Here is a 13,572-nt window from a genome sequence, read left to right on the forward strand (position 1 = left end):
TCGGTCGCACACGAGATTAAGGCTGCGAGCAGCCGTGCTGAAAACAGGGAAGTGACGATGCGCGAATACGAGATTGCCGCCATTCCTGCCGACGGGATCGGCCCGGAGGTGATCGCCGCCGGTCTCCAGGCGCTTGAGGCGCTGCAGCAGCGCTGCGGCGACTTCAAGCTGCGCGTCCAGCACTTCGACTGGGGCTCGGACTACTACAAGGCCAATGGCCGGATGATGCCCGAAGATGGAGTGGCGCAACTGAAGCGCTTCGATGCCATCTTCTTTGGTGCGGTCGGCGCTCCCGATGTGCCCGACGACATCACGCTTTGGGGTCTCCGGCTGCCGATCTGCCAAGGCTTTGATCAATACGCGAATGTGCGGCCGACCAGGATATTGCCGGGCATCGTTTCGCCGCTGGCGGGCGTTGGCCCCGGCGATCTGGATTGGGTGATCGTGCGGGAGAATTCGGAGGGTGAGTATTCCGGCCATGGCGGCCGTGCCCACCGCGGCCTCCCAGAGGAGGTCGGAACCGAAGTCGCGATCTTCACGCGCGTCGGGGTCACGCGCATCATGCGCTATGCATTCCGGCTGGCGCGGTCACGGCCGCGAAAGCTCCTGACTGTGGTTACGAAATCCAACGCGCAGCGTCACGGCATGGTAATGTGGGATGAAATCGCAGCCGAGGTGGCGCAAGAGTTCCCAGACGTCTCGTGGGACAAGATGCTGGTTGATGCTATGACGGTGCGTATGACACTCAAACCTCGCAGCCTCGATACGATCGTCGCCACCAATCTTCACGCCGACATTTTGTCGGACCTTGCGGGCGCGCTGGCGGGCAGTCTCGGCGTTGCACCGACCGCCAACATTGATCCCGAGCGGCGCTACCCCTCGATGTTCGAGCCAATTCACGGATCGGCCTTCGACATCGCCGGCAAAGGTATTGCCAACCCGGTCGCCACCTTCTGGACCGCTGCCCAGATGCTCGAACATCTGGGCGAAAGCGCAGCCTCCGTCCGGTTGATGAGCGCAGTGGAAACAGTGACCAGTGAGGGCGTGCTGACGCCGGACGTGGGTGGCACAGCGACCACGCAGGACGTGACGGACGCCGTCTGCCGGACGATCCGCAGTTCGAACGTGTGACAGGTTTGCGATGAAGCTCGACAAGATCGACATCAAGATCTTATCCCAACTGCAAAAGAACGGGCGGGTCACCAACGTCGAGCTTGCCGACCTGGTCAACCTCTCGCCGAGCCCTTGCCTGATGCGGGTGAAAAAGCTTCAGGCGGAAGGCTTCATTACCGGCTATTCCGCCCAGATCGATGTGTCCAAGCTCGGACAGACTCTAACGATCTTCACCGAGGTCACGCTCAAGCACCATCAACAAAACGACTTCGCGAGGTTTCTCACAGCCGTTCAGAAAGTGGATTCCGTCATCGAATGCCATCTGATTTCGGGCGGGTATGATTATCTTGTGAAGTTCGTCACAGCGGGCATAAGCGAGTATCAGACGATCATGGAGCGCATGCTCGAACTGGATATCGGGATCGACAAATATTTCAGCTTCGTCGTGCTGAAGTCACCGATCGTAAAATCCCATTTGCCTCTCGATGTCATTTTCGACAAATGAAAAGCCGCTCCGCGGTCTGAACACCTGGAGCGCGCGCCGGTGTTTTCTTCTGCTGAGGTCCCATAGCTGCAACTTGCTTGGCACCTGGCGGAATGCGGCACCACCCTGAGGGTTTGCTTCGTCCCCGCTCGGCGTCTGCCGCCTGGACGGGGGAGCTCCGGCGATGGCGAGGATCAGCCCTTCATCGCCGCCCGCACATCCTTGTCTTCGAGGGTTTGATCCAGCGTCATCCGGGTGCGTTCCAGGATACCATCGATTTCGTCGTCCGTGCAGCAGAGCGGTGGTGCAAAGCCGAGAATGCCGCTGTTGAAGGCGCGAATGACAAGGCCATTCTCCCAAGCGCGGTCGAAGATGCGGCGTCCCGGATCTGCCGCCGCCGGCAGCGGCGTTTTGCGCGCCTTGTCGGTCACCAGTTCGACCGCGGCCAGCATGCCGCGACCGCGAATATCGCCAACCAGCGGGTGATCGGCGAGCGAGCGGAGGCCCTTCATCAGGCGCCTCCCGGCCTTCCGGCCGTTCTCGAGCAAGCCATCTTCATAGAGACGCAGGCATTCCAGCCCGACCGCCGCGCTCACCGGATGGGCTGAGTAGGTATAGCCGTGGCCGACAGCCGTTTTGCCGGCCCCGTCCGCGATCGTATTGTAAACATGGTCGGTCATGAAGACGGCGCCCATCGGCACGTAGCCCGACGTCAGTCCTTTTGCCGTGGTCATCAAATCCGGCACGACCTCGTCTTCCTCACATGCGAACAGGGGCCCGGTGCGGCCGAAGGCGGTGATGACTTCGTCGGCAACGAACAAGACGTCGTGTTCTTTGCACACGGCGTGCAGTGCCTTCAGCCAGCCTGCCGGTGGAACCAGGACACCGCCCGAACCCTGGATGGGTTCGGCGTAGAAGGCCGCGACGCGATCAGCACCCAGTTCGGCGATCTTGTCCCGCAGTGCCGCGACCGATGCGTTGATGATCGCCTGCGGGTCGGAACCGACCGGATTGCGATAGGCGTAGTGCGAAGGTATCTTGTGCTGCCAGTCGTAAGGCACGCCGAAGCCAGCATGGAAAGCCGGAAGCGCGGTCAGACCTGCGCCAACCGTAGAGGATCCATGGTAGCCATACTCGACCGAGATAAACTGGTCTTTTCGCGGCGTCCCCTTGGCATGGTAGTAATAGCGAACGAAACGGATCGTGCTGTCAATCGCGTCGGAACCGCCCAGCGTGAAATAGACATAGTTCAGATCGCCAGGCGCCAGTTCGGCAAGGCGCGCTGCGAGACGAATGGCGGGCTCAGATCCTAGCCCGAAATATCCTGTCGCATAAGGAAGCTCTCTTAGCTGCTTCGCCGCTGCTTCGACGACGCTTTCTTGCCCGTATCCGATGTTGACACACCAGAGACCCGCGAACCCGTCCAGCAAGGTTTTCCCGCTTGCCTCGGTCACCGTTGCGCCCTTGGCGGATTTGAGCACCCGCACGCCCGTCTCTTCATGGCTCCGATAGCTTGAAAATGGGTGAACCAGATGTGCACGATCGAGTTCGATCAATGAGTTGGCCAGCATTTCTTCCTCCGATTCAGCCTAGCGCCTGACTAACGAGCGCATAAGTTTGGTGTGACCTGATTTCGACCTTCGGCTCGTCTGCGGTTCGTCGCATCGTGATGCCACCGCCGACGTGGGCCAGCCCGCGACGGGTGAGCCACTCGCCGAGAGCCGTGGATTCGTCGGTGTCGATACGGACAAACTCGCCCGCACTGTCGGCCAGCAGGAAGTCGATCAGGCATCTCGCTTCGTGAAGCTTCCTCCCCACCACCGGCCCAATCACCAGCCCTCGGCCAAACCGACGAACTGCGGCAAACGCCTGAACATTGCCTTCATCGCGAACGACGGCGAACTTCGCGCGCTCGCGCAACGAGCGCATGAGCGCCGACCGGTCATGACCAAACGCCGCGCGATCCAGAGCAACAAGGCGCGCGTGGTCGCCGTCCTTGCCCCATGACACATGTGCCGGTGCGTCTACAGACGGCGCCAGGCCCTGGTGTTGCACGATCTTGCCGGTCGCGACGAATCCCAGCTTCTCGTAGAGCGCGAGCCCTTCCTGCGTCGCCACCAAATAGCAGGTGCGCCCGCCTGCCTTGGCAAGCGCCTCCTCCATCAGCTTGCGACCGAGCCCGCGACCACGCATTGCGGCATCGACAATGACCATGTTGACGGTGGCGGCATCGTCGCCATAGGGCGTCATCAAGATCGTCCCCACCACGCGTCCTTCCTCCTGGACAACGACGCCTTGGCTGAGCGATTGCATCAGTTCCCAGTCTTCACGACGGTGCGGCCATTCAACATGACGTGACAATTCGAGAGCATCCCTCAGATGCGCGAATGTCATCGTTTCCAGCGTAATTTGCTGCGTGGTCATGGTTCAGTCCGGGCCTGAATTCTCTGAGCTCAAGGTAGGCTGCCGCAGACAGCAGTTCCTTCCGACCAGGAGCTGAGCGATAGGTGTTTTGACTTTCCTTTGCCGCCGGCGCCGCATGTTATGCGGACGGACAGCGGGCCGATCGCGCTCCCCTCGCAGACCGAAACGGTCTCGGGCGCAACTCTCTGCCAAGGCTCTACCGCGATACGAAACAATCTGCTTCGGGGCGCATCGAATGCGGCGACTCGTCTTGTTCGGCTCTCATTATGATCCTCGCTGTTAAAGGCACGCAGTGCCGAAAGATTGGAAGGATCGACGCCCATGACCCAGTTCAGACCGAAATACATCACTTTCGACTGCTATGGCACGCTGACCAACTTCGACATGGCCGGCGCGGCGCGACGCGTTTATGGCGCGCGACTATCCGCAACCGTGACGGCGCAGTTCATCAAGGACTTCTCGGCCTATCGTCTCGATGAGGTTCTTGGCGCCTGGAAGCCTTATAGCGAGGTCGTGCACAATTCCGTGGAGCGCGCCTGCAAGCGCAACAATGTGACGTTCCGGCCTGAGGACGCCCAGCGCATCTATGCGGAAATACCGACATGGGGTCCGCACCCGGATGTACCGGCGGGGCTGGCCAAGGTCGCCAAGGAGATTCCGCTGGTGATCCTGTCGAACTCCATGAAGAGCCTGATCATGTCGAACGTGGAGAAACTCGGCGCACCTTTCCACATGGTCATCACGGCCGAGGAGACCGGCGCCTACAAGCCGCATATGAAGGGCTTCGAGCACATGTTCGACAAGCTCGGCTGCGGCCCGGAAGACATTACGCATGTGTCGTCCTCGTTCCGCTACGATCTCATGACCGCCTATGATCTTGGCATCAAGAGCAAGGTCTGGGTGAATCGCGGCCACGAGCCCGCGAACCCCTTCTACGAATACACCGAGATCAAGGACATCGGCGGTCTGGCCGGCGCCGTCGGGCTGGAGCCCGTTCGTGAATTCGCCTGAACGTCTGTTGCCAGTGCAGTCGCCAAGCTGCGGCGCTCCCCACCTCGTTAATGATCACCGGTCGCAATACGGAGAAAGGGGCGGTTTTCACCGCCCCTTTCTTGTTGTTCCAACACTTTGGAAGCTGCAGGTGTTTCCACCTACTTCCTAGTTAAGCCCGCCAACATGAAGGGTCTTGACCTCGAGATATTCCTCGATGCCAAGCTGCGATCCTTCGCGGCCCACTCCTGACTGCTTGACACCGCCGAAAGGCGCAACCTCGGTCGAGATGAGGCCGGTGTTGAGCCCGACCATGCCGAACTCCAGCGCCTCGGCCACACGCCACGAGCGCTTGAGGTTCTCCGTATAGAAATAGGCAGCAAGGCCAAATGGCGTACCGTTCGCGATCGCGATAGCCTCTTCCTCCGTCTCGAAGCGAAAAAGCGGCGCCACCGGGCCGAACGTCTCTTCCGATGCCAGCAGCATATCGGTCGTAGCCTGTCCCAGCACGACGGGCCGTGCATATTGCTTGCCGTCCGGCACCGTCTCGCTCTGGGCGATGATCCGCGCGCCTTTCGCCTGTGCATCCGCGATGTGACGCTCGATCTTGTCGATCGCGGCCGAATTGATCATCGGGCCGATCTCAGTGCCGTCATCGGTCCCTGCGCCAACCTTCATTCGCGATACGCGCTGGCTCAGCTTTTCTGCGAAAGCCTCGTAAACGCCCGCCTGCACGAGAATCCGGTTCGCGCAAACGCAGGTTTGACCCCCATTGCGGAACTTGGATGCGATCACCCCCTCGACTGCGTTGCCCAGATCGGCGTCGTCAAACACGATAAAGGGCGCGTTGCCGCCGAGCTCGAGGCTGAGCCGCTTGATGCTATCGGCCGCGCCACGCATGAGCAGCGCTCCTACGCGGGTCGAGCCGGTGAACGAGATCTTGCGCACCGTCTCGTTGGCCATCAGTTCGTTGCCGATTTCGGTGGGCATGCCGGTGACAATGTTGATCACCCCGGCCGGAATACCTGCCCGTTCCGCCAGAACGCCGAGCGCCAGCGCCGAGAATGGCGTGAATTCCGACGGCTTAATGACAACCGTACAACCCGCGGCCAGCGCCGGCGCCACCTTGCGCGTGATCATCGCGTTGGGGAAATTCCATGGCGTGACGATGGCACAGACGCCGACGGCCTCCTTCAGCACCAGAATGCGGCGGTCGGGCGTTGGCGACGGAATGGTCGAGCCACCGATCCGGCGTGCTTCTTCGGCGAACCATTTCACGAAGGAGGCGCCATAGCGGATTTCACCGCGTGCCTCCGCCAGAGGCTTGCCCTGTTCCAGCGTCAGCAGCAACGCCAGGTCCTCTTCATTTTCCCGTATCAGGCTGTGCCAGCGTTCCAGAAGCGCTCCGCGTTCGGCATGGGTCCTGGCTTTCCAGTCCTTGAACGCTGCCTGCGCTGCATCTATTGCAGCCCTTGTCTCATCCCGGCCCATGTCGGGTACGGTTCCAAGCACTTCCAAACTGGCCGGATCGATCACATCGACAGTCGCGTTGCTGTGCGCATGCTGCCAGACATCGCCAATGAGTCCCCGCTGGCGAAACAGGTCCGCATCCTTCAGGAAACCAATCTTCGTTATTGCGTTCATGGTTCTTTTCCTCTGCTCTTTCAGCTTAATCCGGCCAGCACGGCCTGCGTGATTGCTTCAGTCCTGTCCTTGCCTGCAATCGTGCCTATCCCGCGTGCGGTTGCGGACTCGATTGCCGACATCACTTCGGCTGCCGCCTGCCGCTCGCCCAGATGCCCGAGCATCATGGCGCCGGACCAGATCGCGGCGATCGGATTGGCGATACCGAGATTTGCGATATCGGGTGCCGAACCATGGACCGGCTCGAACATCGAAGGCGCGCTGCGATCGGGATTGATATTGGCGGAGGCGGCGTAACCCAGCCCGCCCTGAATGGCCGCTCCAATATCCGTGAGGATGTCGCCAAAAAGGTTGGAGGCGACGATCACGTCGAGGCTTTCAGGCGCCAGCACCATGCGGGCGGCAATGGCGTCGACGTGGTATTGCGAGACCTCCACATCGGCGTAGTCCTTCGCCACCTCGCGCGTGACCTCATCCCAGAAAACCATGGAATGTCTCTGCGCGTTGGATTTGGTGACGGATGCAAGCTGTTTGCGGCGCGTCCGCGCCTGTTCGAATCCGAAGCGAAGGATCCGTTCGACACCCGCACGCGTGAAGATTGCCGTCTCGATCGCGACCTCATTGGCCGTGCCGGTATGAATGCGCCCACCGGCGCCGCAATATTCGCCTTCCGTGTTCTCGCGGATGCACAGGATATCGAAACCATCACGGCGAAGGGGTCCCCGAACGCCTGGCAACAGCCTGTGCGGCCGTATGTTGGCATACTGCGTGAATCCTTTGCGGATCGGCAGGAGCAGTCCGTGAAGCGATACGGAGTCGGCCACCTTCGCTGGCCACCCCACGGCGCCGAGGTAGATCGCATCGAATTTCTGTAGGATCTCGACGCCGTCTGGGGGCATCATCGCACCGGTTTCCAGGTAGTAGGCGCACGACCATGGGAACCTTGTATTCTCAAGGGCGAAACCGCCTCGCTTTGCCGCAGCCTGCAGCACGTCCCATCCCGCCTCGGTCACCTCCTTGCCGATGCCGTCGCCTGGGATGTGCGCTATCGTGTAAGCCTTCATTGAGGTCCTCCTGGAGACCGACGGGCACCGAAGGTCGCAGCTTGCTCAACATTGCAGCGACATTCGGCATCTCGTACCTGGTTTCATCAGAACAATAGTCGACAGCGCGCCGCATTTTTCGCCGAGAATGAGCCGCCCGACCGCGTCGAATCGCGTCGGGCGGAATCTGGAAAGTCGATTGTTCTGGAACCGCCGCGCGCGCTATTCGGCCGGACCTTGAGCGTTGAGCTCAGTCGTAAACGCTGACGTAGATCTTGCGCACGGTTTCGATCGTGCGCCAGACGCCGACAAAGCCGGGCTTCATCACGAAACTGTCTCCGGTACGGTAAGTCTTGGTCTCACCGCCCTTCTCCTCGATCTCGACGAGACCCGAAACGATGTGGCAGAACTCGCAGGTAGTGCCCTTGATCGAATGCGTCTCGCCGGGCGTCGCCTCCCAGACGCCGGTCAGGACCTTTTCGCCTTTCGAGGCATCCTGCGCCCACGTCTTGAAGGATGGATTGCCCGAAATGAGCCGCTCTGGAGTTGGCAATGCCTCCTTCGGCGCGAAGGCTGGATCTGTGTCGATCGTGATCAGAAGTGACATGTCATGTTTCCCTGTTAGTAGCCGAGTGTCCGATCGACGAGGCCGATCAGTTCTTCCCCGGCGCGGTGGCGCCGGATATTGTCCACGACGGATTGCGCCGCGGAATCTGCTTGCGTTACGGAAGCGATGTGCGGCGTGATCATCACCTTCGGGTGCCGCCAGAGCGGATGGCCGTCCGGCAGCGGCTCGGGATCGGTGACATCGAGCATTGCGGCATCAAGGTGCCCGCTATCGAGAGCCTGAAGCAGGGCGGTTTGGTCTAACTGCGGCCCGCGGCCGACATGCAGCAGCCTCGCCCCGGCAGGCAGCCGGGAGAAGAGGGCCGCATCGAGGATGCCACGGGTTTCTTCCGTCAGCGGCAGCAGGCAAACGAGAATGTCCGTGCGCGCGAGGAAACCGGCAAGCTGATCCGCTCCATAAAAGCAGGTGACGCCGTCGATCTCCTTCCTGCTTCGGCTCCAGGCAGCGAGGGGAAAGCGAAACGGCAGCAATCGCTCGATAGCCGCCTGCGCCAGCATGCCGAGGCCGAGAAAGCCCACGCGGCGCTCGGCGGCTTGCGGAGCGGCAAGACCGAGCCACGCTTGGCGCTTCTGCTGTTCACGATACGCCACCATATCCCGGTGGAGACTCAGCACGCCGAGAACGACATATTCCTGCATCATGCGAATGATGCCGTCCTCGACCATGCGCACCAGCTTCACCTGCTGAGGCAGGCTCTCACGCTTGAACTGGTCGACGCCGGCGCCAAGCGAAAACAGCACTTCGAGATTGCGATAGCGCGCGATGTCATCTGGTGCCGTCCAAGTCAGGAGGTAGCGCACCTTCTCCGGGTCGACACATTCGCTGCTGTGGAACAATTCGACGTCCGGGAGCTCGCGTGCGAAAACCTTGCGGAAGACCGCTGCGCGCACCGGGTCGGAATTGAAAAGAAAAGCCATGAAACCGCCCTCTCCGGCTATGCGGCTAGGCGCGTGCCGAGACGCTCGATCATGCTCCGGCAGGCAACAAGTTCGCCGATCTCGATATATTCGTTGGCACGATGAGCCCGGCTGATATCGCCGGGACCGCAGATGATCGCGTCGATGCCGGCCTGCTGATAGAGGCCAGCCTCCGTGCCGTAACTTACCGCAGGCAGCGGCTCTTGCCCCGTCAACTCGGCCAGAAGGGTTGTCAGTTCACTCTTCTGCGGGAGCGAAAGACCGGGATACGCGCTCAACTCATGCCACGCCACGTCAAAGCCGCTGTCACGGAGAGCGATTAGCTGGGCCTTTACCGGCTCAAGCAATGATGATGGGGAAACACCCGGCACGGCACGGAGCTCGATATCGGCGGTGCAGCGATCAGGGATGATGTTGACGGCTTGGCCGCCAGCGATGACACCAACCTGCAATGACGAGTATGGAGGCGCGAAATCCGTGTCGAACGGCCCATCCGCAAGGGTCTGACCATAGGCCACGATCTGCGTGACGAGACCTGACATTGCATGCACGGCATTCAGTCCCAGCTCGGGCCGTGAAGAATGACCGGACCTGCCTATCACCTCGAGCCGCGCGGCCGCCTTGCCTTTGTGCCCCCGCACGGCTTCCATTCGGCTCGGCTCACCGATAATCGCGCCAAGCGGCTTCTCGCACAGGCTTGGCAGGGCGGCGATGAGATGCGGCACACCACGGGCACCCGCCTCCTCGTCATAGGAGAATGCGAGATGAATGGGCCGCTGCAAGTTCGTCGCCGCAAGCCGCGGCAGCGCAGCCAGCACGCAGGCAAGAAAGCCCTTCATGTCGGAGGTGCCTCGGCCATGAAGCCTGGCACCATCTTGGCGCAGAACAAAGGGATCCGAGTTCCATTCCCGCTCACCGGCCGGCACGACATCCAGGTGGCCCGACAAGATGTAGCCGCGGGCACGCCGCGGCCCGATCGTGACAAACAGGTTGGACCGGTCGCCTTCGGGGCCGCAAAGGACGGTCGTTTCTGCTCCGGCCGCCTCGCAATATTCACGCACCCAGTCGACGATCGCGCCGTTGGGCGAGCCCACGACCGAGGGGAACGCGATCAGCGTCGCTAGAATTTCTTCGACATTCACCGGGCGCCGCTCCACTCGCAGTTCGCTGGATGCGACAAGTGTGGCAGCAGGCGAGAGCATTCCGTGCCGAATGAAGCTATGCTTTGGCCGAAGATTTCGAATATTGGCCCGGAACCAGCGAAACCTGCTGGCTTTCGGGTGTAATCATAAGGCAAAAGACGGCTGCGGCACCGTCAGCGACGACAGGACGTGCTCGCGAGTTGGATATAAGGAGCAGGTCGACTGAAATGCAGAGATCAGTGCGCCTGAAGTCTTTCGAACTGGTCGCGCGGGACATCGATGATGTTGACGTCGAGTTGCTGCACGCGCTGTCGATCTCAGTCCGCTGGCCGCATCGGCCAAAGGACTGGGATATTCTGCGCCGCGCCGGCCGCGGCATTGTTGCCGTAGACGGCATTGGTCGGGTTTTCGGCAGCGCGATGTGGTTTCCGCAAGGGGACGATTTCGCCACCATTGGCGTAGTGATCACAACGCCCCGCACGCAAGCGCAAGGCGGTGGCCGATGGCTTATGGACCAAGTGCTTGAGCAGTGTGGCGATCGCAATCTGGCGCTCAACGCCACCCATGTCGCCTATCCTCTCTATGTCTCACTTGGCTTCACGACCGAGGCCATCGTATATATGCGACAGGGGGAGGTTCCGCTGGTACTCCCGGCCATGGCTGATTTGGAAGGTGAATTGCAGACGCTGCCGAGCGACAGGCTGAATGAGATCATCGAGCTGGATACGCGCGCGTTTGGAACAAACCGCGAGAGGCTGCTCGCATTGCTCTCAGCGGATGCCTCGATCTGCACTTTGAGCCGTGGCGGCGAGATCGTCGGCTACTCCATGTGTCGCGAGTTCGGGCGTGGCTACGTGATCGGCCCGATGGTCGCGCGCAGTGATCTGGACGCGGTCCATCTCACAGCCGTCCATCTGAGAAATCTTGCAGGACGGTTCGCCCGAGTCGATACCCGGGAGAAGGATGGCATGTTTGCCGCGTTTCTCGAGCAGTGCGGCCTTGGCATTGCCGAAACCGTTACGACCATGTCCAAAGGGCGTCGCTTCCTGAACCGGGAAGAAAACGGACCGTGGGTTTATGGATTGGCTGGCCACGCATTGAGCTGACTGCGGCACCACAATGCGACCGAAAGACGCCACTGCAGATTGTGGTAGTGCATTTCCACGACTATGCCTTCGTAGTGGCATTTCTGGGTTACCCGTTCCCTTGAAGATATCTTCGGTGTGGGCCATCCGCCATCAATCACTCTCGCATTGTTGCGAAAGGCAGCAAGCAGGCCGCCCTTCCCTCAGCCTCCGGATCGCAGCCGTCTAGGGGCTCCGTGACAACATCAGGCATCCTTTGGAAGCACCTGAAGGACCCGTGCGATGAACATATGGAACTCGGCCATGTAGTTGCGCAAGAACTCCTGCGTGGATTCGACTGTGACTTCGCCGCCGTCCGTGATCAGGCCCGGCGTGAACTGGTGCCGGCCTGCAACACACCGACCGTGACCACTGCCGCATCGGTGGCGGCAACCTCGCGGGACACGATGGTCTGAAGTCGCAGGACGACGGATGCCGCCATAACGGCGGGATCTATACTCGCTTGCGGCATCGACCCATGGGCCCCTCGTCCGAACAGCCGGATTTGAAGGCTGTCCGCCGCGGAGGTGATTGGCCCGGCGCTGCCGGCGACGGTGCCGGCGGGACCGACCATGACATGCTGGCCAAGCACGACATCAGGCGTGGGGAAGCGTTTAAGCAGACCGTCATCGATCATGGCCTGGGTGCCTTGGGCGGTTTCTTCACCAGGCTGGAAGACGGCCATCAATGTACCCTTCCAGTCTTTGCGCGTCTGCGCCAACAGCGTGGCCGCACCGACAAGCCAGGCGACGTGCATGTCGTGGCCGCACATATGCCCTACCGGCACCGTGTTCCCTTCGGCGTCCGTCGCCGTGACCTTGCTGGCCAAGGCGAGGCCCGTATTCTCGGCGATCGGGAGCGCGTCCATGTCGGCCCGCAGCATCACCGTCGGCCCCTTGCCGTTGCGGAGCAATCCCACCACACCCGTCTTGCCCACCCCGGCTGTTACCTCGTAACCGGCGTTCTTGAGCCTTTCAGCGGCAATGCCCGCTGTTCGCGTCTCCTGCATCGACAGTTCCGGATGGGCGTGAATGTCTTTGTAGAGCGCCTCAAGATCGGGCAGCAGCCTGCCCATGTTCGACAGGACGGCGGATGTGTCCTCACGAGAAGTATGCTTCTTCATGACAATCTCCTGCCGACGGCTTGGACAACCGGCCTTTTAAGCCTTCGATGGCCCAGCGGAGTAGACGATGATCATTGCTGTCCCCTGTATCGACAGCAAGTCCGATTCCTATGATCAACCAAATCGTGACCTCATCCCGATACGGTGCCGGTGTTCCGGGCGAAGCCTTCATGCGTATTTGCAAGGGCTCGGCCTCGATGGCTTAGTCGCCTTGTGGCGATGTCAAAGATCAGTTTCGGGGGGCGAACTGTCCACTCACCAGTCATCCTTGATCGATTTCCATAGCTGCGAGCTTGGCTACTTGCTCTGCCAAACGATCGCAGGGAGGCGAAACGTACGGATACGCTTCCCGGAGGGCCACTGCCCGTGCGGCTAGTTACGTCGGTCTTGTCCGCGTCGTGCACGGCTTGGCAGCAGCAGGCTTATTTCGACCGTGCTCCCGGCAAACGACATCCCAATACAAATTTGCATTTCGGTCCGCGATTAGACGGCCGAGACACTACCATATCTTAGCGCGAGCCAAACGCCGGCATTCGTGACGTCCAGATCGCCAAGCCGATGATGACGATTAATATCCAAAAGAGCGAATTGAAGAGCATGCGAACAAGGTCGCGGTTTTGGTCCTTGGTAACGCCAAGCCGATCCGAGATCGAGATAATGTCACCGGGCGCGATCAACAGCCAGATTATGAGACGAACGAGTCTTGCCATGCAATTCCTTGCCTCTCCAGCCAGATAGGAAAGCATCAACCGGCGCTCAAGTCGAGCGTGCCACACACGAAGCATGCACTGGCTCGCGCCCGGTCGGGTTCGCATCATTCGAAGCAGAGATGAGACCAGTTCGGTGAAGAGAAAGCTGCGATCTTTGCAAGTTGTCCCGAACTCGGCATCCCTCGCCAGGCGATCCCGCGCTTGCCCGACCGGGTTCAAAGGTTTGTGTG

13 protein-coding genes and 1 pseudogene are annotated in these 13,572 nt (G+C 60.7%); 4 read left to right on the forward strand and 10 right to left on the reverse strand.

What is annotated here, in order from left to right:
* Nucleotides 1-57: 57 nt before the first annotated feature.
* Nucleotides 58-1,131 (forward strand): tartrate dehydrogenase, encoded by a 1,074-nt coding sequence (locus FJ946_RS29895; RefSeq protein ID WP_140523338.1) that lies wholly within the window; start codon nucleotides 58-60, stop codon nucleotides 1,129-1,131.
* Between the two features lie 10 nt (nucleotides 1,132-1,141).
* Complete coding sequence (locus tag FJ946_RS29900) at nucleotides 1,142-1,618, forward strand: Lrp/AsnC family transcriptional regulator (RefSeq protein WP_140499549.1); 477 nt, start codon at nucleotides 1,142-1,144, stop codon at nucleotides 1,616-1,618.
* A gap of 173 nt (nucleotides 1,619-1,791) precedes the next feature.
* Here the strand turns inward: FJ946_RS29900 and FJ946_RS29905 are convergent, their stop codons facing one another.
* Together FJ946_RS29905 and FJ946_RS29910 are read right to left on the reverse strand one after the other, a co-directional pair.
* Nucleotides 1,792-3,168, reverse strand: coding sequence for an aspartate aminotransferase family protein (locus FJ946_RS29905; RefSeq protein WP_140523335.1), 1,377 nt, complete (start codon nucleotides 3,166-3,168; stop codon nucleotides 1,792-1,794).
* A 13-nt stretch (nucleotides 3,169-3,181) separates the two neighbouring features.
* Nucleotides 3,182-4,021 (reverse strand): GNAT family N-acetyltransferase, encoded by an 840-nt coding sequence (locus FJ946_RS29910; RefSeq protein ID WP_140523333.1) that lies wholly within the window; start codon nucleotides 4,019-4,021, stop codon nucleotides 3,182-3,184.
* Between the two features lie 321 nt (nucleotides 4,022-4,342).
* Between FJ946_RS29910 and FJ946_RS29915 the strand changes: the two genes are divergently transcribed.
* On the forward strand, nucleotides 4,343-5,032 hold the full coding sequence (locus FJ946_RS29915; RefSeq protein WP_140523330.1) for a haloacid dehalogenase type II: 690 nt from the start codon (nucleotides 4,343-4,345) through the stop codon (nucleotides 5,030-5,032).
* A gap of 147 nt (nucleotides 5,033-5,179) precedes the next feature.
* Here FJ946_RS29915 and FJ946_RS29920 read toward each other — a convergent pair whose 3' ends face one another.
* From FJ946_RS29920 to argE, 5 genes are all read right to left on the reverse strand, one after another.
* The gene (locus FJ946_RS29920) at nucleotides 5,180-6,655 is read right to left on the reverse strand and encodes an NAD-dependent succinate-semialdehyde dehydrogenase (RefSeq protein ID WP_140523327.1); all 1,476 of its coding nucleotides are present in this window, start codon (nucleotides 6,653-6,655) and stop codon (nucleotides 5,180-5,182) included.
* 20 nt (nucleotides 6,656-6,675) lie between these two features.
* Nucleotides 6,676-7,719 (reverse strand): tartrate dehydrogenase, encoded by a 1,044-nt coding sequence (locus FJ946_RS29925; protein ID WP_140523325.1) that lies wholly within the window; start codon nucleotides 7,717-7,719, stop codon nucleotides 6,676-6,678.
* A 229-nt stretch (nucleotides 7,720-7,948) separates the two neighbouring features.
* Entirely contained in the window at nucleotides 7,949-8,305 is a 357-nt protein-coding gene (locus FJ946_RS29930) for a cupin domain-containing protein (protein WP_140523322.1), read from the reverse strand.
* Nucleotides 8,306-8,319: 14 nt separating this feature from the next.
* Complete coding sequence (locus FJ946_RS29935) at nucleotides 8,320-9,243, reverse strand: glyoxylate/hydroxypyruvate reductase A (RefSeq protein WP_140523319.1); 924 nt, start codon at nucleotides 9,241-9,243, stop codon at nucleotides 8,320-8,322.
* A gap of 17 nt (nucleotides 9,244-9,260) precedes the next feature.
* On the reverse strand, nucleotides 9,261-10,385 hold the full coding sequence (gene argE, locus FJ946_RS29940) for an acetylornithine deacetylase (RefSeq protein WP_140523316.1): 1,125 nt from the start codon (nucleotides 10,383-10,385) through the stop codon (nucleotides 9,261-9,263).
* A 227-nt stretch (nucleotides 10,386-10,612) separates the two neighbouring features.
* On the opposite strand from argE, the gene FJ946_RS29945 reads away from it, so the two are divergent.
* On the forward strand, nucleotides 10,613-11,491 hold the full coding sequence (locus tag FJ946_RS29945; protein WP_140523314.1) for a GNAT family N-acetyltransferase: 879 nt from the start codon (nucleotides 10,613-10,615) through the stop codon (nucleotides 11,489-11,491).
* 224 nt (nucleotides 11,492-11,715) lie between these two features.
* On the opposite strand, the pseudogene FJ946_RS31410 reads toward FJ946_RS29945, so the two are convergent.
* The 3 genes and pseudogenes from FJ946_RS31410 to FJ946_RS29960 all read right to left on the reverse strand — a co-directional run.
* Nucleotides 11,716-11,850 (reverse strand): annotated as a pseudogene (locus tag FJ946_RS31410) (ACP phosphodiesterase); the annotation flags it as partial.
* Nucleotides 11,832-12,632 (reverse strand): amidohydrolase, encoded by an 801-nt coding sequence (locus FJ946_RS29955; protein ID WP_318013598.1) that lies wholly within the window; start codon nucleotides 12,630-12,632, stop codon nucleotides 11,832-11,834. The pseudogene FJ946_RS31410 and the gene FJ946_RS29955, both read right to left, overlap by 19 nt.
* Nucleotides 12,633-13,141: 509 nt before the next feature.
* On the reverse strand, nucleotides 13,142-13,378 hold the full coding sequence (locus tag FJ946_RS29960; protein WP_140523311.1) for a hypothetical protein: 237 nt from the start codon (nucleotides 13,376-13,378) through the stop codon (nucleotides 13,142-13,144).
* Between the last annotated feature and the right edge of the window lie 194 nt (nucleotides 13,379-13,572).

It is taken from the genome of Mesorhizobium sp. B2-4-7, assembly GCF_006442685.1.
GTDB lineage: Bacteria > Pseudomonadota > Alphaproteobacteria > Rhizobiales > Rhizobiaceae > Mesorhizobium.